This is a genomic window from Pseudomonadota bacterium, assembly GCA_039033415.1.
In the GTDB taxonomy this organism is placed as follows: Bacteria; Pseudomonadota; Gammaproteobacteria; order Xanthomonadales; family SZUA-38; genus JANQOZ01.
Window position 1 is genome coordinate 97,138 of sequence record JBCCCR010000013.1, and the last position, 22,042, is coordinate 119,179.

The 22,042-nt window shown below is 61.9% G+C and carries 18 protein-coding genes; 12 read left to right on the forward strand and 6 right to left on the reverse strand.

The window, feature by feature from the left end:
- Window positions 1-8 precede the first annotated feature (8 nt).
- Complete coding sequence (gene purE, locus AAF358_12420) at window positions 9-524, reverse strand: 5-(carboxyamino)imidazole ribonucleotide mutase (protein ID MEM7706355.1); 516 nt, start codon at window positions 522-524, stop codon at window positions 9-11.
- Window positions 525-557: 33 nt separating this feature from the next.
- On the opposite strand from purE, the gene AAF358_12425 reads away from it, so the two are divergent.
- The 7 genes from AAF358_12425 to AAF358_12455 all read left to right on the forward strand — a co-directional run bounded on the left by AAF358_12425 (window position 558) and on the right by AAF358_12455 (window position 9,915).
- Window positions 558-848 carry a Trm112 family protein gene (locus AAF358_12425; protein MEM7706356.1) on the forward strand — a complete coding sequence of 97 codons (291 nt, stop codon included), beginning with the start codon at window positions 558-560 and terminating at the stop codon, window positions 846-848.
- A gap of 284 nt (window positions 849-1,132) precedes the next feature.
- The gene (locus AAF358_12430) at window positions 1,133-3,400 is read left to right on the forward strand and encodes a DUF1631 domain-containing protein (protein ID MEM7706357.1); all 2,268 of its coding nucleotides are present in this window, start codon (window positions 1,133-1,135) and stop codon (window positions 3,398-3,400) included.
- The gene (gene nadC / locus AAF358_12435) at window positions 3,397-4,245 is read left to right on the forward strand and encodes a carboxylating nicotinate-nucleotide diphosphorylase (GenBank protein ID MEM7706358.1); all 849 of its coding nucleotides are present in this window, start codon (window positions 3,397-3,399) and stop codon (window positions 4,243-4,245) included. Before AAF358_12430 ends, nadC begins: the two co-directional genes overlap by 4 nt.
- Window positions 4,246-4,291: 46 nt before the next feature.
- The gene (locus AAF358_12440; protein ID MEM7706359.1) at window positions 4,292-4,771 is read left to right on the forward strand and encodes a MarR family transcriptional regulator; all 480 of its coding nucleotides are present in this window, start codon (window positions 4,292-4,294) and stop codon (window positions 4,769-4,771) included.
- Between the two features lie 274 nt (window positions 4,772-5,045).
- Window positions 5,046-6,041, forward strand: coding sequence for an efflux RND transporter periplasmic adaptor subunit (locus tag AAF358_12445; protein MEM7706360.1), 996 nt, complete (start codon window positions 5,046-5,048; stop codon window positions 6,039-6,041).
- Between the two features lie 3 nt (window positions 6,042-6,044).
- Complete coding sequence (locus AAF358_12450) at window positions 6,045-9,170, forward strand: efflux RND transporter permease subunit (GenBank protein MEM7706361.1); 3,126 nt, start codon at window positions 6,045-6,047, stop codon at window positions 9,168-9,170.
- A 1-nt stretch (window position 9,171) separates the two neighbouring features.
- Window positions 9,172-9,915 carry a glycerophosphodiester phosphodiesterase gene (locus AAF358_12455; protein MEM7706362.1) on the forward strand — a complete coding sequence of 248 codons (744 nt, stop codon included), beginning with the start codon at window positions 9,172-9,174 and terminating at the stop codon, window positions 9,913-9,915.
- On the opposite strand, the gene AAF358_12460 is transcribed toward AAF358_12455, so the two are convergent.
- Window positions 9,844-13,209: a hypothetical protein gene (locus tag AAF358_12460; protein ID MEM7706363.1), complete on the reverse strand. Its 3,366-nt coding sequence runs from the start codon at window positions 13,207-13,209 to the stop codon at window positions 9,844-9,846. The two genes, AAF358_12455 and AAF358_12460, sit on opposite strands and share 72 nt — an antisense overlap.
- A complete protein-coding gene (locus AAF358_12465) occupies window positions 13,196-14,029 on the reverse strand; it encodes a DNRLRE domain-containing protein (GenBank protein MEM7706364.1) in 834 nt (277 codons plus the stop codon). The genes AAF358_12460 and AAF358_12465 overlap by 14 nt, the downstream gene beginning before the upstream one ends.
- A gap of 101 nt (window positions 14,030-14,130) precedes the next feature.
- Between AAF358_12465 and AAF358_12470 the strand changes: the two genes are divergently transcribed.
- The 4 genes from AAF358_12470 to AAF358_12485 all read left to right on the forward strand — a co-directional run bounded on the left by AAF358_12470 (window position 14,131) and on the right by AAF358_12485 (window position 19,635).
- Window positions 14,131-15,813: a DUF1800 family protein gene (locus AAF358_12470; GenBank protein MEM7706365.1), complete on the forward strand. Its 1,683-nt coding sequence runs from the start codon at window positions 14,131-14,133 to the stop codon at window positions 15,811-15,813.
- Between the two features lie 20 nt (window positions 15,814-15,833).
- Window positions 15,834-17,255, forward strand: coding sequence for a DUF1501 domain-containing protein (locus AAF358_12475; protein MEM7706366.1), 1,422 nt, complete (start codon window positions 15,834-15,836; stop codon window positions 17,253-17,255).
- Between the two features lie 74 nt (window positions 17,256-17,329).
- On the forward strand, window positions 17,330-18,481 hold the full coding sequence (locus AAF358_12480) for an alpha-hydroxy acid oxidase (protein MEM7706367.1): 1,152 nt from the start codon (window positions 17,330-17,332) through the stop codon (window positions 18,479-18,481).
- Entirely contained in the window at window positions 18,478-19,635 is a 1,158-nt protein-coding gene (locus AAF358_12485; GenBank protein MEM7706368.1) for a patatin-like phospholipase family protein, read from the forward strand. The genes AAF358_12480 and AAF358_12485 overlap by 4 nt, the downstream gene beginning before the upstream one ends.
- Here AAF358_12485 and AAF358_12490 read toward each other — a convergent pair.
- The 3 genes from AAF358_12490 to AAF358_12500 form a co-directional block, all read right to left on the reverse strand.
- Window positions 19,632-20,225 carry a hypothetical protein gene (locus AAF358_12490; GenBank protein ID MEM7706369.1) on the reverse strand — a complete coding sequence of 198 codons (594 nt, stop codon included), beginning with the start codon at window positions 20,223-20,225 and terminating at the stop codon, window positions 19,632-19,634. The two genes, AAF358_12485 and AAF358_12490, sit on opposite strands and share 4 nt — an antisense overlap.
- A 6-nt stretch (window positions 20,226-20,231) precedes the next feature.
- Complete coding sequence (locus AAF358_12495) at window positions 20,232-20,504, reverse strand: hypothetical protein (protein ID MEM7706370.1); 273 nt, start codon at window positions 20,502-20,504, stop codon at window positions 20,232-20,234.
- A 335-nt stretch (window positions 20,505-20,839) separates the two neighbouring features.
- Window positions 20,840-21,262, reverse strand: a complete 423-nt coding sequence (locus tag AAF358_12500; protein ID MEM7706371.1) for a VOC family protein — start codon at window positions 21,260-21,262, stop codon at window positions 20,840-20,842.
- Window positions 21,263-21,441: 179 nt separating this feature from the next.
- Here AAF358_12500 and AAF358_12505 point away from each other — a divergent pair, with 179 nt between their 5' ends.
- On the forward strand, window positions 21,442-22,029 hold the full coding sequence (locus tag AAF358_12505) for a TetR/AcrR family transcriptional regulator (protein ID MEM7706372.1): 588 nt from the start codon (window positions 21,442-21,444) through the stop codon (window positions 22,027-22,029).
- The last annotated feature ends 13 nt before the right edge of the window (window positions 22,030-22,042 follow it).

A 22,042-nucleotide genomic window follows, 5' to 3' on the forward strand; every position in this document is an offset into this window, starting at 1 on the left:
CGTAACGCCTATTCCTTTGCGTCCTGCCTACCGGCTGCCCGGGACGGATCGGGTTGCTCCATCACCCGCGAGGTCTGATCTCGCCGAAACTGCTCAAGCCGCTCTTTTAGCGCTTCATCGGTCAGCGCCAGCACCGCCGCGGCCAGCAGCGCGGCATTGACCGCGCCGGCCCGTCCGATGGCCAGTGTACCCACCGGGATGCCGGCGGGCATCTGGACGATGGAGAGCAGTGAGTCAACGCCACCAAGCGCGGCTGAGCGAACCGGCACACCAAAGACCGGCAGCGCGGTTTTTGCTGCAACCATCCCTGGCAGATGCGCGGCACCACCCGCGCCGGCGATGATGACCTGCAGCCCGCGGCCCGCAGCGTCTTGCGCGTATTCAAACAGGCGGTCAGGTGTGCGATGAGCTGACACCACCGCGGTCTCAAATCCGATCGCCAGGCCCTCGAGCGTCTCGGCGCTGTGTCTGAGCGTTTCCCAGTCAGACTGGGAGCCCATGATGACCCCAACTCGTGTGTCCATCCCCCCATTGTACTAAGATACGGGCACAGCTACATGGACGCAGTTCGCGGGGGATCTTATACATTGGCGCTGGAAAACAAGTTATTAGAGATACTGGCGTGCCCCGTCAGCAAAGCCGCGCTGCTGCCTCTGGGCGAGGCCAGCCTGGATAAGCTCAACGCGGCGATCACCTCAGGGACGCTGCAGTACGTCGACGGCAGCACCGTTCTCGAACCCCTCGAACAAGCGCTGGTCACCGAGGATAACCACGTCGTTTATCGGGTTGCCGACGGTATCCCCCAGCTGCTCCCGGAACGCGGCATTGGGCTGACCCAGCTGGACTGACGCCCTAGTGTCCCGTCACGTTAATTCGTTGAGTTTCAGCGCGTGTCCACAAGGCCCTGGAGTTAGGCGCGAGGCGCCGGCCAGGGTGGTTCCCTGGCCAAGGCTCGCAACGCCGCTCCAGGCCTTGTGGGACGCGCCCGAAGGGAGCCCCCTTGGGCGCCAATAACGGCGTTGCATCGCTTGCCAAGGGCTACGGCCATTGCCGGCGCGATGCGCCTTGTTCTTGGCGCCCAACGGGGCTCTGAAATGCAACGAATTAACGTGACAGGACACTAACGTCTGCCATGAACCGGAGTTCCCGCCAGGACACGCCTTATCATCAATGTGCCCGGATCTTTCTCCGCGGCATGGCCTCCCTGCTGCAAGGGATGTTCGAATCGGTGGACAACGCGCTGTTCGAAATGGCCGAAAAAGCAGACAGCAACGCACTGCAAACCCACTATTTCGACGGCATGCGTCAGGTGCGCAAAACCCGCAGCTCGGTGGAAAACGAGATCCTGAAGTCCCTTCGGGCAAGCCTGATCTCCTACCAGAAAGACGGTGGCGGCAGCAGCACGGCGAGCGCACCGGAGATTTCTGAAGATTCGTTGAGTCTGGTGGAAGAAGCGGAGCTTGAAGAATCGCTGGCCATTTCGGAAATGGTCGCCAAGGGTGAAAACCGTCTGTCGAGACCGCTGTTTGCGATTGGCCAGCGTTTGGGTGAAGCCCTGAACCGCACGCCTCCCGATGACGAAACCAACCCGCTTGGCCCGGCGTCAATCTGCAACGCGCTCCGGCAGTCCGGACCCTTATTTGAGGTCGAGCTGCCGGTCCTGCTGGTGATTTACAAACTGTTCGATCGCAAGGTTTTGGAGCAGCTTGACGATCTCTATCAGCAGGTCAATGACCGCTTTGTTCAGGACGGTGTTATGCCCCAGCTGCAGCGTTCGCTGCCGTCCGCTGGGCGAGGCACCCCTTCGCCGATGGTTGGCGGGCAGGCAGCCGGTGCAGCCGACGCACCACTCGCAGAACACCCGGACGTCGCCAGTCCGGAAGAGCCCGGTTACGCTGATGGGCAGGTCATGGGCGAGGATGCGGATGATGAGCGGATCATGCATTCGATCCTCAGCCTGTTGTCGGCTCGGCGACAGCGGATCCCGGCCGCCGACATCACGGGCTCCGCCGTTGGTTCAGCCAGTGCGATTGCTCAGACGCAACAGCTGCTCAACGCGCTGTCGGTGCTGCAGAACACGGCGCCAACCGAGGCGGCGGCTTCGGCTGACGTCAAGACATTGCTGCTCAGCGAAATGGATCGGCTGGATGGCGCCGGCACGCAAGCGAGCAGCGACGACGAGGACACCATCGACCTCGTGGCGATGTTGTTCGACTTTATTCTAAGCGACGAAAACCTGCCCCAGCCTATGCAGGTCCTGCTGTCGCGGCTGCAGATTCCCTACATCAAGGTAGCGCTCATCGATCGCCAGCTGTTCGCCAGCCGAGGGCACCCGGCGCGCCGTTTGCTCGACACGCTCGCTGACCTGGCGCTCGGCTGGACCGCCGAGGCCGACCGCGGAAATCGACTGCACGATTTTATGACCGGGGTCGTCGATCGGGTGATCAACGATTTCGACGACGACCTCGATCTATTTGACGAGCTGCGCCAGGAGCTGAACACCTACGTCGCCAAACGCCAAAAGCGAGCGCAGGTTGCCGAGAAGCGAACCACCGAGGCCACCGAAGGTAAGCAGCGACTGCAGCAGGCTCGGCGTACGGCGGCGAGGGTGATCGAAGAACACCTCGCCAATCAGGAGCTGCCGCGCATCGTTGAAGAAATACTCAACAAACCCTGGGCGAACGTGATGGTGCTCACCTGTCTGCGCCATGGAGAAGACTCTTCCCAGTTTGCGGAGGCGGTGGGTTTTGTGAAGCAGATGGTGTGGAGCGTGGCGCCAAAGAGTGACGCTGCAGAGGTGGCCAAGCTCCAGAAGGTGCTGCCCGGCCTCTCAGCGCAGCTGCGCGCCGGGCTGGAAATGGTGGCCTATCACGAAGACGACGTAAAAGACGTCTTCAAAAACCTGAAGAAGCTTTACCAGTCGATGCTGGACAAGCAATTCCGCGAGAAGGTCGAGCTGGCCGCGGATGAATCCCCGCCGTCAACCATGTCACTGCCGGCTGCGGTCGCGCCAGTTCAGCTGCCGATCTCCGGTGCGGCGGAGCTCTCAGACGGGGTATTCGATGATCTCGACAACGAACCTGAACCCGTTCCGCTGGAGCAGCTTGAGGCGGCTCTGCGTAGTCAGGTCGAATCGCTGGAACCGGGCACCTGGTTCCAGTTCAGCACGGAGGACGGTGGGGTCCAGCGAGCCAAGCTTTCCTGGAAAAGCCCGATCACCGGCAACTATTTGTTTGTCGACCAAAAAGGCATCAAGCTGGCCGATAAACCCGTAGCCGAGCTGGCACAGGAACTGGCCAGCGGCGAGGCGATTGCGCTCGAGACGGTGCCGCTGTTCGATCGGGCGCTTGAAGCCATCGCGGAGCGCCTGCAGGAAACACCCGCGGAGACCGAGTCATGAGCCACATGCCGCCCCCCGAACTGGAAGTATTGGCCGACGTCAAGCGCGCACTCAAAGAGGATCTGGGTGACGCCGGGGACATCACGGCTCAGCTGATTGACAAGAACACCCAGGCAATCGGGCGAGTGATTACCCGCGAAGACTGTGTACTGTGCGGAAAACACTGGGCCAACGCCTGTTTCCAGCAGATCGACTCGGGGCTGAAGGTGACCTGGCAATTCGCGGACGGTGACCAGGTCATCGCTGGCAGCGAGCTCTTCAGCGTCCGGGGCGCGGCGCGATCGATCCTCAGCGCGGAGCGGGCGGCGCTGAACTTTCTGCAGCTGCTGTCCGGCGTGGCCACGGTCACCGAGCGTTACGTTCGGGCCCTCACCGGCGGACCGACACGCGTTCTCGACACGCGCAAAACGCTGCCGGGGCTGCGGCTGGCGCAGAAATACGCCGTTGCCTGCGGCGGCGGCGTCAATCACCGGATGGGGCTTTACGACGCGTTCCTGATCAAGGACAACCACATCGCTGCGGCGGGCTCAATCACGGCCGCGGTGGCCCGCGCCCGATCTCTCGGCCAAAGCCAGCTGATTGAGGTTGAGGTGGAAAATCTTGAGCAGCTCGGCGAAGCGATTAGCGCTGGCGCACAGCGTGTTCTCCTGGACAACTTCGATCTCGCACGAACCCGGGACGCGGTTGAGCTGGCGGCAGGACGGGTGGAGCTGGAGGCCTCCGGCGGAATCGAGTTTAATCGGCTAGAACAGATTTCGGCCACCGGGGTGGACTACGTGTCGGTCGGCGCACTGACCAAGAACATCCAGGCGATCGATCTTTCGATGCGTCTGACCACCGATTGACTGAAGGCACAGAACTTTCCGCTCAGCCCACTCGGGGTCGCCGAACGTGAGTGAGCGGCTTGCCATGGAACGTCTGCGCGCGGTTGTAACGCGCCTGCACCGACTGCTGCGTCGCAGTCAGCCCGCCCTGTCGCCCGCCCAAGAGACTCTGCTGACCCAGCTCAACACCGCAGGACCCCAAACCGTCGGCCAGCTCGCCAGCCGCCAGCAGGTCAGCGCCGCAACCATTTCTCGAATGTTGGTCACCCTCGAACGCAAGGCACTCGTTCGACGCGCGCGAGACAAGCGCGATCGGCGGGTGGTATACGTGATCGTGACGCGCGAGGGCAGCACAGCCGCCTCACGGCAGAAAAAGGGCCACGCGCCGGACTGGCTGGGGTCCCTGAGCGAAGAGGAGGTCCGGATCGTCAATCGTGCGCTGGCGGTGCTGGATAAGGCAGAAATTGGCGCTCAAGAGCCGAAAAACGCCGATTTGGCCAAGCTGGCCCAAAAAAAACCCGCCTCCGGAGGGGAGGCGGGTCGGTGAGGCTCGCGGAAGAAAGGGGGAAGCAGGGGGGAGGGTCGCGAGCCTCGAAACGAACTGTAGCCTAAGGGCCGTTAATTAACCGTAAAACGGCCTGGGCCGTTTTGTTGCATTTTTGCAACATATCAAACACCTTTTTCCGGCATCGGGATCGTCCTACCCTGCTCTTCTCAATACGCGAAAGCTCGCGGATAAATTGATCGCAAACATCATCCGTTTTTGTCCTCGATTCGCTACCATAGAGGACTTAATTCCGCTGCCCCATCGGAGATCAACATTGAAATGGTCGCGCGCCTGCGGGTGGCTGCTGATCTGCATGCTTACCCTGCCCGCCTACGCCCAGTTCGATATCGTCACCAGGCCGATTTCGGAGGTCGCGGTAAACGCCAGTTTCCGCGCCCTCGCCGAAGTGGTTCCCCCTAACCAAAGCGCCTTGTCCGTGGAGGTTAGCGGTGTCGTTCAGGCGATCCCGGTGGACGTAGCCTCGACGGTCGCCAAGGGAGACCTCCTGCTGCTGCTCGACGATACGGATCTGCGGCTCGAGCTCGCACAGGCTGAAGCGTTGCTCGCGGCCGCGAGAGCCAGGGTCGAGCAAGCACAGGTGCGCCTGGAACGCGCCAACCGTCTTCGGGACAGCGAGTTCATCTCGGCAGACGATCTTCTCGATCGGCAGACCGAACTAAGGATTCAGGAGGCGGAACAGCAGCGGCTGAAAGTTGCGCGGGACCTCGCCAGACGCAGGTTGGGTTACACCCGCCTCTTGGCGCCGTTTGCCGCCACCGTCACCCAGCGAACCGCGCAGGTTGGGCAGCGTCTGAGTCCCGGCGAGCAGGTCATGACGCTGGTCGACCTGGCCCGACCTCACGTCATCGCGAGTATCCCGGCCCGCGACCAGGCAACGCTTCAGCTCGCCGAGAGCTTCCGCCTTGAGACCCAGCGCGGCTCGTATGCGCTCGAGTTCATCTCGGCGGTGCCTGCCATCGACGCCGCCTCGCGGGTGAGCCCCGCGCGCCTGGCCTTCGAAGGCCCGGCCGATCTTCCGGGTGCAACCGGCACCGTGACCTGGGAGGTTTCCGGCGCGCTGATCCCCGTGGACCTCATCGTCCGCCGGAACGGTCAGCTGGGCGTTTTTGTCGACGAGACCGACTGCCCTGCGTTTGTGCCGCTTGCCGCTGCTGAGGAGGGTCGCCCGGCCCCGCATCAGCTCCCGCTGGACACGGCGATTGTGGTGAGCGGCCAGCAGCGGCTCAGTATCTGTCCAGAGGCGCCCTAGACCGTGTCGCTGTTCACCCGCCTTCTGACCAACCACCCCCTGGTCAACATCCTGTTTGTGGTGGTGGTACTGATGGGGATCCTCTCCTATCTCCAGATGCCAAGGGAGCAGGACCCGGAGGTCAACTTCAACTGGATCAACATCAATACCTCGTTTGCCGGCGCTAGCGCCGAAGATGTCGAGACACTGATCACCGGACCGCTCGAGGATTCTCTGCGCACCGTGCAGAACATCCGCTGGATCAGCAGCAGCTCCCGCGAAGGCAGCTCCAACATCCTGGTCCGCTTCCGAGATCTGTCCGATCGACTCTTCGACAAGCGGGTGAACGACGTGCGGCGAGCCGTCCAAAACGCCGTCAACTCTGACCTCCCGCCGGACATCATTGACCCCACGGTGCTTGAGCTGACCACGTCAAACGGTTTCCCCACCGCGCTGGTTGCCATCTTGGGCCGCGCGGACGACGAGGTGCTCAGGCGCGAGGCGTACCAGGTGAAGTCCGATCTGGAGCGGCTCTCCGGCGTCGATCAGGTCACCGCGTTTGGTCTTCATGAGCCGGAGATTCACGTCAGCTTTGACCCGGCGGCGCTGGCCATCAAGGGCTTTCGCGCTACACAGCTTTCCGATTTTTTCCGGCAGGCTTTCCGCAACGTCAACGCCGGCAGCTTTGAACTCGGATCTTCCCGCTACATCGCCCGGATTCCGGGCGCCACCGCTGACCTCGAAGATCTCGCCAGCTATCAGCTCGCCTCACCGATACCGGGCATGGCGCCAAGCGCAGCCGGCGATCTGGCGCGAATCGAACGGGGGCGCAGCGAACCGCGCCAGCTGGTGTCGGTCAACGGGCGCCCCGCCATCACCTTGTCGGTCGCAAAAGCCAGCGGCGCCAACACGTTGGAGCTCGTCGATCGCATCAACGCCTACATCGCGCAGCGCAACGACCTGCTGGCGGGAGGACCCACCGAGATCCTGCTGGCGGATGACCAGACTATTCCGACGCGGCTGGCGGTCAGCACGATGCAAACCAACGCGCTGCTGGGCCTGCTGCTGGTGCTTGGCGTGTGCTGGGTATTCCTCGGGCTCCGCGTCGCGGCGCTGGTTAGCCTCGGCCTGGTGTTTGCGATCTGCGGCACGCTGTGGGTGGTGTCGATCAGCGGCAACACGGTGAACCAGTCGGTGCTTCTGGGCATTGTGATTGTGCTCGGGATGCTCGTCGACGACGCGGTGGTGGTGGTCGAGGCGATTTACTACCGCATGCAGCGCGGCATGGCCGTCCTCGAAGCCGCCAAAGACGGGCTGAGGGAAGTCATGGCACCGGTCACCGCAGCGGTCGCCACCACCATGGCTGCCTTCCTGCCGCTGATGCTGCTGCCCGGCGTCATCGGCAAGTTTATGTTTGTGATCCCGTTTGTGGTGACCATCGGCCTGCTGATCTCGTTGGTCGAGGCTTTTTGGATTCTGCCGGCCCACATGATCGATTTTGCCGCATCGCCAGCAGCGGGCGGCAAAGCCCGCGGGCGGCGCGTCCGCTGGACCCACAAACTTCGCCTGCTGTACGCCAAGGCGCTTTGCCGAGTGATCCGTCAGCCCGTGCCCTGGCTGGGTGCCATCGCCGGCGGCATGCTGATGGCGGCGGCCGCGGTGGCAGGCGGCCTGGTCAAGATGGACTTCTTCACCTTTGATCCTTTTCGGCTGTTTTACGTCAATATCGACATGCCGGCGGGTACGCCGGTACCAGAGACGCTTCGACAAACCGCACTCGTGGCTAAGCGCGCCGATGAGTTACTGGAACGGGAGCAGGTGCGGGCCATCTCAGCCATGGCCGGCATCAAGTTCACCGAAACCGAAATCGTCTACGGCGATCAGTATGGCCAGCTGCAGGTTTCGCTCAATCCGGTTTCCGACGCTCATCCCGAACAGCCGCGTGAGCTGATCGAGCGACTTCGCCCGGAGCTTGAGCGCATCGCTGGCAACGCTGACATCAGCTACCTGGAGATCTCGGGTGGTCCACCCTCCGGCCTTCCGATCAACGTCAAGGTTCGCAGCGACAATTTTGAAGAACTGCGGGCGGCAACCGACGAGGTACTGTCGATCGTTCGGGCTATCCCCGGCAGCAAGGACGTCCGGGACAACGATGTACCCGGCAGTCCCGAGATGACCCTGAACATCGACCACGGCGCCGCGGCACGGGCAGGCTTGAGTTCGGGCGAAGTCGCGAGCCTGGCCCGGCTCCACGTGGACGGCGACGTCGTCGCCTTTGCCCGCGATGATGGAGAGAAGGTGGAGCTGCGCGTTCGCGCTGAGCGGGGCTCGGTCGACGACATCAACGATATATTGCGCGACCCCATTTTGGGTACTACCGGGCAAGCCACCACCCTAGGAGCGCTGGTCGACCCCACGGTAAGAGCCACCCGCAGCACCATTTTTCACTACAACCTGCGCCGAGCGATAACCGTGTCAGCCGACCTTGATGATGAGCTGAACGATACCGTGAAGGCCAACGACGAGCTCCAGCGCGAGTGGGCGAAAGTCGCGGCAAAGTATCCCAACACCGATCTGGAGTTTTCCGGCGAACTGGACGATCTGACCGAGAGTCTGGGGGCTATGGCTGGGCTCTTCATGCTCGGACTCGGATTGATCTACCTGATCATCGCCACGCAGTTCAGGAGCTATTTCCAGCCGCTGCTGATCATCGTCACCGTGCCCATGGCTTTTACCGGCGTGGTGCTCGGACTGATCCTGACCCAAAACCCGCTCAGCCTCTATACGCTTTACGGCGTGGTGGCGCTGACCGGCATCGCGGTCAACGGCGCGATTGTTCTGATCGACGCGGCCAATAGCCGACTTCGCGCCGGCATGAGGCCTCTGCACGCCACCGTCTACGCCGCCAAACGCCGGGTTATCCCCATCATCATGACGACAACAACCACGATCGCAGGTCTGTTCTCACTGGCGGTGGGTCTGGGTGGCAAGTCTCTGCTTTGGGGTCCCGTAGCCACCAGCATTGTCGCAGGGCTGGCGTTTGCGTCGCTGCTAACGCTGTTTGTTGTGCCGACCCTCTACCGACTGTTTATGCGCGGACACGGCGTACCGGAGCCCGAACCCGAGTCCATGCTGGTCACCCAGAACTGACTTGCTGATTTACGGTCATCGCGGCGCGGCCGGCGAGGCTCCGGAAAACACCATCGCGGGGCTCAGGCACCTGATCGGGCTGGGTCTGCAGCGGGTGGAGATCGATCTCCGGCTGAGCCGCGACGGCGAGCTGATGGTTGTTCATGACCGTTCTTTGAAACGCACCCATGGTGTACCAGGCCGGGTCAGCTCCCTGACGTCGGCCGCGCTGATCGAGCGAAGCGGCCGCCACGCGGTGCCGAACCTGCAGCAGCTCCTGCAGGCCTGTCCGGAACTGACCCACCTCCAGCTGGAGCTAAAGCCGGCGCCGGCGCGTGAGCGCCTTCCCATCGCCCGCCGGTTGGTTGAGACCTTGAGCTCTGTCGGCGCTCCGCTCACGCGGTACTGCGCGACCTCCAGCGACCCGAAACTGCTTGCCGTCGTCAGGTCCGTCGCGCGAGACCTGCCGCGAGGTCTGGTCATCACCCGGCAGCGGGACGTTGCCATGCTCGTGCGACTCGGCTGCACGCTGGCGTGTGTTCACTATCCTTTGCTGGATCGGTTTTTCGTGCGCTGCTTGCGTCGCACAAACGCGCAGGTCAGTGCTTGGACCGTCAACAGCGGAGCGGTGTTGCAGCGAATGTGCCGCCTCGGCTGCGACAGCGTGATTACCGATTTTCCTTCGCAGCTTCGGTCAGCCCTCGAAAGAACCCCGAAACAGCAGCCCTTCGGCCTCGGTCACCATGAGCTGGAGCGGGGCCGGTGACACCACCTCAGCGCTGCTCACCAGGCCAATCAGCGTCGTCAGTTGGCCAACACCCGATGGCAGCCTGAGCAAGCTATCCAGCAGCACTTCTTCCGTCGGCTGCAGTGCTGGGCCCGTGTAGCGACACCGAAGGGTCAGCGGCGGCAGCTCGGGATCATCGGGCGCCTGACACTCCCAGGGGGTACCGGGGGCAGGATTAAACAAGTGATAGGGGTCGCCGAATCGGAGCGGCGCGATGTCGATTTCAACGTCGCTCACCGGCACCTGTCCGCCGTTGATGACCGACACGCGCGACACGCCGGTCTCGCCCAAACTCAGCGTCTGGCTCGCCTGCGGTTCCCAGAAAACGCCGCTGTTCACGCGGAGCGTCGTGAGCTCGGCCTCTGGACGTCCAGCTTCGGGCACCAAAGTCAGGGAGGCTGACGCGACGCTGACCAGCGTCTGGTCCCCGGAAAACATGTCGAACTCAAACGCCAGCATCTCAGCAGCACCTGGCGGAATGCTCTCCCCCACCAACGCGTCTCCGACAAACAGACAGCTCACCGGCGGGCCGCTCTCACACTGCCAGCGAGGTGTCGCCGTGATATCGACCAGCGGGTGGTCCAGGCGAGGGAGCGTCACCCGAAGGCCCTGAGCCGCCGTCACGGCGACCGGCCCCAGATTGCGTACCTGCAGGCGAAAGGCGCCCCGCTCCACAGACTGCAGCGGGGAACGCGCGAATGCATCGACCGTCAGTTCCGGTAAGGACCGGATCACCGGTTGGGTCACCATCTGTTCCACGCCGTCAATGATCGTCAAGTAGGCCACGTCATACTGGGCCCCCTTCTGCGTCAGTCCCAGCGGGCGCAGCCCGCCCTCCGACCGCAGGTTGCCGTCCTCGCCGCGGCTCACCGTCAGCAGGCTGCCGTCATCCAGGTCCACCGCAAACACGTCGCTGACGCCGTTGCTGTCATCACCCGCCAGGGTGTCGTCCGCGCTGGCAAAAACCACAAGCTTGCCGTCTGCAGAAAGCAAGGGGTCGCGGGTTAGGCCGGTGGCGCTCAGCGTGTTGGGTACCTGGACGATGTTGTCGTTCCCGGACCCGGCGGCACGCCAGACGAACAGCGCCGTGCCGGCGCCGCCCGTGACGCTCGTTAAATTGGTGGCCTGACTGACGAACAGTATGGTGTTGCCGTCGGCAGAAAGCTGAGGGTTGAAGCTCGGCCCATCGGGCGGGCCGCCGTTGGCGGCGCGGGACAGGAGCGAGACCGTGGCTGACGCAACATCATAGCGGTAAATCTGATCCTGACCCGCCACGGGGCGTTCCGCCGGTCCCAAAGTGGGATCCAGCGCCGGGTCGGCGCTGACAAAAACAACACTGGAGCCGTCACCGGCCAGTTGCGGCTGCCCGCTGGCAAATTGGCCTCCCGCCGAGGCGGTTGAGCTGAGCTGGCGCAGTTCCTCCTGGCCAGCAAAATCGCCGAAGTAGACCTGAGAAACACCCTGCGCCCCCGCCTGCTGCTGGAGCTCAGGCGCGGCGGAGCTGAATGCGATCCACTCGCCGTTCGCGGACAGCGCGGGCTCCCGCGCCGGCAGCGAACCGGCAGCCGTTCCGGCCACACTCACCGACGCCAGCCGCGGCGGCGACACCGCGCAGTCGTCTCGCAAAAAGATATCTGTGACGCCGTTGGCATCGCTGATCAATGGACTGATTCCGAACTCTGCGCCGTCGATCGCGCTAGCGATCGCCGACCGACAGCCGTCGTCACTCACGGCACCGGCGGTGGTAGCCGCGCCGCCATCGATGAACTGACCGTCGATCGAACGCGACAGCAGTCGAACACGGCCGGTCTCCTGGTCGAGCACCAGCGCGTCGGACACGCCGTTGAGATCGGCGGGCAAAAGATTGGTGGCGCTGGTGATCAAAAGGGCATAACGACCATCCGATGAGAGCTGAGCGTCGAGCAGCGGCGCGTTCAACGGCTCTAGGGCCGGAGGCACCAGAGCCAGACGGCTCACGCCGCCGCTCGCGCCCGCAGCGACGAATCCGGCTGTGGCGCCGCTGCTCAGCGTGTCCAGATCGGTGGCCGCGCTTTCGAAAACCAGCAGCGTACCGTCCGCACTGATGTTGGCACCGAAGCTACCCGCATTGGCGCTGGTGCCGCTGGCCCGCCGGCTGGCGATAAACGATAGACCCGCAAACCGGTCGACCACATAGATATCGCTTAAGGTGTTCCCATCCTGATCGGTCAGGTTTCGCGCCTCGGACTGAAACGCCACATGCTGCCCACGGCTGGATAGTGATGGGTTAAAGCTGTTCGCATCCGCGCCGCCTTCGGCCGGCGCACTGACCAGCTCAGTTTCCAGGCGGAGCAAATCGCGCACAAAAACATCGAAAAAAATGTTCTCCTGCCCAGGTTCCAGGGTCGTCGCGCGGCTGTAAAAAGCCACCACGCTACCGTCCGGTGAGACGACGGCTGCGGCACTGTCCGCATTCGACCGCACGCCGGCGGTCGAGACGTTAATCAGCGAGGTTTCGCCAGTACTTCTGTCGTGTAAGAACAGATCCGGCAGCTCATCGAACTCATTGTCCGAGAAGTTGGTGGATTCGCTGGTAAACGCCACAAAGCGACCGTTATCGGAGATGGTCGGCTGAAAGCTGCCGCGGTCCCCCTCTTCTCCAGTGCTGGACACCGAAACGCGACTCGTCTCGTCGGTCTGCCGATCGCGAACAAAAATGTCCGAAGCCTCGTTGTTGTCTTCAGCAACGAGGTTGCTGGCCCTGGACGAAAAAGCGATCCAACGCCCGTCACCGCTGAGTGAGGCGTTAAGGCTGCTGCCGTTGGCCGGGCCGCCAGCCTCGCTGCGGGAAACGAGCTCGAGCGCCTGGTTAGGCCCCCGATCCGCCTGCCAGACAAACACATCGGTTGCGTTGTTGTCGTCGTCGGGCAGCAGATTGTCTGCGCTGCTGTGAAAGGCCACGGTGGCACCGTCCGCGGAGAAGGCGGCCCGGGCAGCGCCCCGGTTACCCTGGACGCCCGCACTGTCGCTGACTCTTAGGTAGCTGCCGCGCCGCCGGTCGAGGCGGTAGATGTCTCGCTGCCCGTTGGCGTCTGTCGAATCGAGCTCGTTGGAATCGGTAGTGAGCAGCACGTAACGGCCGTCGTCGGACAGCTGGGGTCGAAACACTCCCGCGGCGATCGCTGGCGCGTTGCTGCTGATTTGCAGCGGGTACTCAACGTCAGCCTCGCTCAGCCAGGGCTGCAGCACCCCGACCGCAAGCCCCCAGCCAACCAGCAGTTCAGCGGCGAACAAACGGCATTCCCAGCAGCAGCATCGCCCCCGCGAGGAGCAGTGCCCAAACACCGCCGCCGAGGGGCACCTGAACCGGCGGCGCGGGGGCCACCGCCGGTCCGGAGTAGGTGACGGTCAGCTGCGGCCGCGTGGTTCCGTCAGCGTTTTCGCGGCTGTTCAGCCGCTTCGCCGAACCAAACCCGGCGGCGGGGTTGGCGATCAGGATCCATCCGTGGTTTTGCGACGGGTCATCAAGCCACAGCTGCACGTCCTCCGCCATGGTCCCGCCGGTGTAGGTATAGGTTCCATTGACCCGCAGTCCAGTTCGAGCGGACTCGGCGGCAGCAAAATCGCCACCGGGGTTTGTCCACGCGTCTCCGCCGAGCTGGCGCTGCAGCCAGGTTGCGTCCCCGGCCTCAGCCGGCGCGCCGGTGCCCTCCTGGCCATCCGCGTCAACCGTGCCCTCACCCCACGACGCAAGCAGCCGGTGGAGGCGGACCGTGATCGTCTGGGAGATGGTTCGAGATACGGTGACGTCGAGCGATGCCGATTGCACGATTGCGCCGGCGGGGATGGTCGACAGATCGAAGGCCAGCAGCGCCCGTCGTTCGGTACCCACAACCGTCAATCCTGTAAAGAGATAGACGCCTCCGCCGTTGCTCAATACGCCTTCCGAGAAGATCGAACTGTCCGCCGCAGGCTCCAGGATCACGGCGGTGGTCGCGGACCCTTTTTCGCTGGCGGACGCGGTATTGAGGCCCCAAGCTAAGAGAAAGCCAGCCCCGGCTGCCAGAAGGCCTGTTAGGGCGATAAACGGGCGGTATTCTATGTTCCAGGTCACACTTTTAGACGCCGACAGGTGGTTCAATTGGGCGGAACGATAGCACAGTCGCGCCGTACCTTTTGTTGGTGTACAGCGACGGATTAACAAGGGGATTATCCATGCATCGATGGCTGCTCATCGCGATCGTCCTGGTCCAATCTGCGGCGGCTCAGTCCGGCGCCGACCTGATTTTTCGAGCCGGCTTTGAACCGCCGGCCCCTGACGGTCGGGCTGAGGCGGGTGCATTCCTCTGGCGCGTCACCTACGGTCCTACCCAAGCTGACATCGACGCGGTGGAAACGCTGGGCTTCGAGGGCTGGGTGGATCAGCAGCAGGCCATGGCCCCCACCTATCACCAGCCCCAGCTCGACGACTTCGGCGTTGAAATTGGCCAGGGTGAAAGGCAACGAGTCTGGTTCAACGTCGCCCAGAACGCGCCCGACCAGTTTCGCCAGCGGGCGGCCTTTGCGCTCTCCCAGATTCTGGTCGTCTCGGATCTCAACGGCGATCTCGAAGGTCAGCCCATGGCCGTTGCCCAGTATTACGACCTGCTCGTTCAGCACGCGTTCGGCAACTATCGGGACCTGCTCGAAGAGGTCACGCTGACGCCCGTGATGGGACACTACCTCAGCATGTTTCGCAGCACGAGAGATGCGGTGGCCGGTATCGAGCCCGACGAAAACTATGCTCGAGAAATCATGCAGCTGTTTTCCATCGGCCTGGTGGAGCTAAATATCGACGGCACCCCGAGGCTCAACGGCGGCAATCTGATCCCAACCTACGAACAGCGCCATATTGTTGCGCTAGCCGAAGCGTTTACCGGCTGGAACTTTTCCGGCGCTGATCAGGGTGACGGCGACTGTGAACCCTGGGAGTGGCGCTGGCCCGAGCCCAACTGGCTCCAGCCGATGGCGCCGTGCATGGTGACCGACCCCAACCAGAACCAGCCCGATAACTATCACGTGACGAGCGCCAAGACGATCGTCGGCGACGTGACGCTGCCCGCAGGCCAAACGGCCGAGCAGGACATGCAGATGGCGCTGAACACGCTGTTCAACCATCCGAACGTCGGCCCGTTTCTGGCCTATCGGCTGATACAGCGGCTGGTCACCAGCAATCCGAGTCCCGCCTACGTGGCGCGCGTCGCCTCGGTATTTAATAACAACGGGTCTGGCGTACGCGGTGACCTGGGAGCGGTATTCAAGGCGATTGTCTTGGACGGTGAGGCGCTGGCGGGCCCAACCAACAACACGACCTTCGGCAAGCTTCGCGAGCCGCTGTTCTTTCAGCTTCAGCTCAATCGCGTGTATAACGCTCAGATCAGTCAGGAGTTTGCCAACAACCCCGACTGCTGCTGGCCCGGAGCGATCTACGAACCGCAGAGTTTCTACGGCCAGGCCGCCCTGCGATCACCCTCGGTATTCAACTTCTTCAAACCGGATTTCGCCCAGCCGGGCCCGATCGAGAGTCAGGGCCTCGTATCACCCGAGTTTGAAATCAGCACCGAGACGCAGGTTGTCCTGCTCGCCAATTTCTTTTTCGACACGCTCGGCTGGGGCGCACCGATTCCGTGGCAGACCCAGCATGAGCTGCAGATCGGCGAGCTTGAAGCGCTGGCAGGAAATCCCTCTGCGTTGGTAGACCGAGTCGATCGCGACCTGCTGTTCGGCACGCTCAACCCGACCGCGAGGCAGCTGATTATCGATCGTGTGAGCGACATCCGCACACAGGACGCCGATCGACGCGTCGCTGAAACGATCTACTACATCATTACTTCACCCCAGAGCGTGGTGCAGCGATGAAAAAGCGTAAGGATTCAACCATGAAACAACGCAGATCCATCAGTCGACGGGACTTCCTCAAAGCTGCCGGCTTCTCTGCCGTCAGCGGTTCGAGCCTGGGAACGCTGGGGCTGCTGCAGCGAGCGCAAGCGTCAGTCGCGCACCAAAAGGGTTTTGCCGACTACAAGGCGTTGGTTTGCATCATGCTGGACGGCGGCGCGGACAGCTACAATATGCTGGTGCCCACCGCCAGCAACGCTAACCCGGCGCTCGATTACAACACCTACGCTCAAACCCGGCAGAACATGGCGGTTGGCTATAACGAAGCAGGCGGTGGAAGCTGGAGCCCGACGTCAGTCCTGCCGCTCAACAACACCGTGATGGGTTTCAATCCCGACTTCAGCGGATTGCAGGGGCTCTACAACAGCAATAACCTTGCGGTGGTGTCGAACGTGGGCTCGATGGTCGAACCCGTCACCAAAGCGGGCATCAACGCTGGCAGCGTGACGCTTCCGCCCCAGCTGTTTTCGCACTCTGATCAATTCATCCAGTGGGAGCGCGCTTACGCCGACAGCCAGCAGAACCGAGGTTGGTTTGGGCGCGTCGCAGACTTGCTGGCGCCATCGAACACGCAGCAATCTCCGTCCATGAATATCAGCGTCGTCGGCAGTAACCTCCTCCAGGTCGGCGAGACCGTCCAGCCCTACAGCATCAGCACCAACGGACCGATCGGCATCGAAACCGGCTGGGACCCCGATGGAGAGAAGCTCAGCGTTGTTGAGGCCATCATGGCAACCGCCGACAACCTGTTTGCTGATGAGTACACGGTAGTCAAGCAACGAGCCCAGGATAACTTCGACTTGATCGATGCCGCGATCACCGCGCTGGGCGATGACGATGCCCTGTTTGGTGCCGGGGTTGCTGCAAGCTTCCCGGAAGAAAACTGGCTGTTCGATCAGCTGAAAATTGTGGCGCGGATGATCGCTATTCGAAACGTGCTGCAGGTTGAGCGCCAGACCTTTGTCGTTGAACTAGGCGGCTGGGATACGCACGATAGCCAGAATGACGACCTTCCGGAGCTCCTGCAAACCGTCGACGCGGCCATGACCGCCTTTAACGCTGCGCTGGGCGCCCTCAACGTCCAGAACAACGTCACAACCTTTACCCAGACCGAGTTCAGCCGAACCCTCAACAGCAACGGCAACGGGACCGACCACGGCTGGGGTGGACACCAGCTGGTCATGGGTGGCGCGGTCCAGGGCGGCCAGATCTACGGAGAGCTGCCCGACCTGACCTTGGACGGTCCCCAGGATATCGATCGCGGCCGCATTATCCCCACCTTGAGCGTCGAACAGTATGCTGCCACCCTTTCCCGCTGGTTTGGCGTTTCGCCCGGCGAGCTCAACACGGTGTTCCCCAACCTCGGCAACTTCAATCAGCAAACGCTCGGCTTTATGGGCTGATCACGGCCAACCGTGCCTTTATAATGGGGCATGGATAGGCTGGCAGACAGGCGGAGTCCGGCGAGGCTCAGCCTTTGAGCATCGATCGCTGTTTCCGCACCGCTGACTTCCGGCGACTGGCCAAGCGCCGTCTGCCGCCGGCGCTATTCCACTACATCGACGGCGGCGCTGACGATGAGTCCACGCTGCGACGTAATACCGACGCCTTTGAGCGGGTGGATCTCGTCCCCAACGTGTTGGCTGGCTTGGACAACGTGGATCTATCGACGACGGTACTCGGACAGCAGCTCAAGGTGCCGTTTTTCTTTTCCCCAACCGCGATGCAGCGTCTGTTTCATCACGACGGCGAGCGGGCCGTAGGCGCGGCCGCTGAGGCCTTGGGCACGCTTTTTGGGGTATCCACCATCGGAACGCGCAGTATCGAGGAACTGGGCGCGCGCTTTGCTGCACCGAAGCTGTTTCAAATCTACGTCCACAACGACCCGGAACTGACTCGCGATCTGATCAGCCGCTGCAAGGAGGCCAACTTCAACGCACTGGCCCTGACCGTGGACACGGTGGTCGCAGGAAATCGCGAGCGGGATCATCACACCGGCATGACCACGCCGCCCAGCCTCACGCCACGAAGTCTCCTTGGCTTCGCCGCCAGGCCGGGCTGGACGCTGAACTATCTGCTGCGCGAGCGCTTCGATCTACCGAACGTGAGCCGCTATGTCAAAACCGGCTCCGGCGTCGCCTCGTCGATTGTTGACTACATCGACAGTCAGATGAAGAGCAGCATTAGCTGGGACGATGCGGCGTCAATGGTGGAGCAGTGGGGCGGGCCTTTTGTATTGAAGGGTGTGATGTCTGTCGACGACGCGCGCCGCGCGGTGGAGATCGGCGCCAGCGCCATCATGTTGTCCAACCACGGCGGCCGGCAGCTCGACGGCGGACGCTCTCCGTTCGACCAGCTGCCGGCGATCGCTGATGCCGTCGGCGGCCAGATCGAAATCATCCTGGACGGTGGTGTGCGCCGGGGCACACATATTCTCAAAGCCCTGGCGGCGGGTGCCACGGCCTGCTCCGGCGGACGGTTTTACCTTTACGCCCTGGCCGCCGGCGGCACGGCGGGCGTTGTGCGCGCCGCCTCGCTGCTGCGCGACGAGCTACACCGAGACATGATGCTGATGGGGGCCCGGTCGATTGCTGACCTCCATCCCTCGATGCTGGCCCGGCGGCCGTGAAGGTCGCTGACGCCGGCAGTCAGTCTTTCGAGGATCGAGCCAAACACGTTGCGCTGCACCTGCCTGGTGGCGGCGCGAGGGGCGCCTATCAGGTAGGCGCCATGCGCGCCATCGGCGAGTTAAACCCCAAACCGGAACGTTGTCCGTTCCCTATCTTCACCGGAACCTCAGCGGGCGCGATCAACGCGGCGGTATTGGCTTCTCACGCTGACCGCTTCAGTCACGGCGTGGACCGCCTTTCAATGTTCTGGTCGGCGATGCGTTGCCACAACGTCTATCGGACCGACTGGCTCAGCGTTATCCGCTCGGCCGGACACTGGCTGGGAGCCGTTTTGTTCGGGCGGCTGGGCTTACGCGCTCCCGCTGCGCTGCTCGATACCGCACCGCTTCGCCGACTCCTCAGGCATGAAACCCGGCTCGAGCGAATCGCGGATCTGATCAGGACTGGGGCGTTAGAGTCTTTAGCCGTGAGCGCGTCAGGTTATGCAACGGGCCGCGCCGTCACCTTTTTCCAGTCACGCGACGACGCCCCCTGGCGCCGAGGTCGACGACGCGGTCGCAGCGACGTCATCGACGTTGACCATTTGATGGCCTCGACCGCCCTGCCCCTGTTGTTTCCCCCGGCCCGGATCGGCCACGAGTATTTTGGTGACGGCAGTCTGCGGCAAACGGCACCGCTATCACCCGCCATTCATCTGGGTGCTGACCGTATTCTGATCGTCACCGCGCGTGATGCACGGCAGGATCCCGAACCCGCCGCGGATTCGTTGACGCCCAGCGCGGGTGAGATCGCGGGCCACCTGCTTGATATCGTGTTTATGGACAATCTCGACGCCGATCTGGAGCGACTGCACCGGATAAATCAAACGCTGGCGCTCATCCCGGAACCGCACCGAGAAAAAAGTGATCTCAGACCGATTGAGACTCTGGTTATTCGGCCGAGCCGAGATCTGAGAGAGCTGGTGGCCGAGCATGTTTCGCTGATGCCTGCGAGCGTCAAGACGATGCTGGCCGGCGTCGGGGCGTGGCGCTCGGATCACCGCCTTGCAAGCTATCTGCTCTTCGAAGCAAGCTACTGCCGAGCGTTGATGGATCTTGGCTACCAGGACGCCATGCGCGACGCAGAGAAGATCGAGCGTCTCCTGTTTCGCTAACGCGAGCCGCGCTCTCCTTCAACGCCGAGCAACGCTCCACGGACCGCGTCTCTTTGCTCAACCTGAGCCCGTCGCAGCTGCTGATAACGCTCAACAAAAGGTCCGGCGCAGCAGCTCTGTGTGGTTTGACTCCCGCACCGGGCAATACCCGCGATGCATTCATCCATGGCGAGTGCACCGGTGCCCGCACAGGAGAGCACCTGCTCGGAACACATGGCAAGCAGATGCTCCGAGGCAGGTCTCTGCGGAAGCGCGAGTGGAGAGATAGTGCGCGGGAACGATCGCGCTGGTACCGATCGCGTCTGCGGCGTGACCTTCTTCTTCGGTTGATCATCCAGCCATTCGCGAAGACGGGATTCGGAGATCGATCCAGACGAACCCGTTCCGCGAAGCACCTGGGATGTGCCGACACGACACTTTTGGTCCTGGAAAACCACGGATCCGTCGGGAAGGGTACAGCGATGAATATCTGCAGCGCTGGCTGAGGTTCCCAGCACCGATAGGGCAAACAGGCAAATCCGAAGCAGGTAAAGCACCGGCGCCGCAACAGAAAAAACGTTGTGGCCTGTTGACAGCGCCGGCTGGCTCAAACGGTGTTACTTCTTCCGTCGAGCGGTCTTCTTGGCAGCTTTCTTCTTAGCCACTTTCTTCTTAGCAACCTTTTTCTTGGCTACTTTTTTCTTGGCGACCTTCTTTTTAGCAACCTTCTTCTTAGCAACCTTTTTCTTGGCTACCTTTTTCTTGGCAACTTTCTTAGCTACCTTTTTCTTGGCAACCTTCTTAGCTACCTTCTTCTTAGCGGGGGCTGCTTTCTTCGCAACCTTTTTAGCCGCCTTCTTTTTGGCTTTCTTTGACGCTTTCTTCGCCACTGGTTCTCTCCTCTTTCTGCTGACAGATAAAGTCCGTACAGTTTTCACCCAACGAGCATCGTTGTCTGGATCGCGTTACTAACGATGACGCGTTTCGCAGAGCTGGTCGATGATCGAGGATTCCCCCAAGAAAACGTCGACCCGAAGCTGCGCGCAAACTATACCAGCATGCGCAGCAATACGCACAGCAGCTACGTCACCTTTTGTGTCTTTTGTTTCGGCACTGATGACAAAAGCCTTAGCGGTAGCCAGAGCCTTACAAAAACGAACGGGCATACGATGGGAATAGGTTTGCCGACAAACCCATCCCAGCATGCTTCGAATAACCGATAAGGTCAGTGGTGTTCAGCCTCGTCATCATCGTTGCTTTCCGCAAACTGGATGACGGCGCCAAAGCTTTCCCAATCCTTAAGGTCTGCAACACGCCAGTCGCTTAATCCCCGACGAAGCGTTGACCAATTGAGCGACATGCCGCGGTCGATCAGCTCTTGATCGGTCTGCTTAAGATCGTTGCTGTTCAGCGAGAGCATAAAAAAACCTTCGCCACAACGTGCCAGGTGACGTGCCGGGATGCTGTCCTCGGTGATCGGTTCGATCAGCACCAGCCAGACGGCGCCCAAGGAAAACCGTGCGGTGATCACTCCGCGATTGGGCAGCGGCTCGCTGGCGACCGGCCCTACGCCGAGGAGTTGCGTGTAGCGCTCCACCGCAGCAGCCAGATCTCGAACGAGAAAACCCAAATGATGAATGGTTGGCATACGCAATGTCCTCCTTGGCGAACGGTCAGTCTCTCACGTGCTCATCAGCCCGCCAAACCCGAAAACTGGGAAGTGTATAGGCAGTAAGAGTCTGACGTTATTCTTTTTTTCTCTAAGGCTTATAATATTTTCTATAGATCTATAGATTTTAATTTGATAACCACGTACAGTGCGCCCGCATGGCCGCAACGAGTCAAAAGTTTGCCAAGCAGCAAGAACGTGCGGTGAGAGCCGCGGCGGCGGAATTTGCCCGCTATGGCTATCACGGCGCCAGTACGGCGGGCATCGCAGCAAGACTCGGCATCAAGCAGGGCAGCTTGTACTACTACCTGAAGTCTAAAGAGGAAGCACTCGAGCGCGTGTGTCTGTTGGCGCTGGAGGATTACGTCGCAAGAATGCAGGCCATCGTCGAGAGCCATCAGCCATTTGCGGCGAAGCTGCAGGCGACCATCAGCGCGCACCTGCTTCGGTATCGAGAGAAGGATGAGGCAATGAAGGTTTATACCGACGAACGCCTTTATCTCCCGGCCACGCGACGTACCGGTTTGAAGAAACTCGGCAGCCGCTATCGAAAGATGCTCGAACAGATGTTCCGAGAAGGGATGGCTGCCGGGGAAGTCAGAGCGTTGGACGCACACTTTGCCGCGCAGGCTGTGATTGGTATCGGCAACGCCATGGGGGATCTGATCGTTCGCGATCCGGACCTGGACATCGTTGCGCTGGCGCAAAAATGTAATGACCTGTTGTTCAACGGACTCGCTGAATAACACACCGACCAAG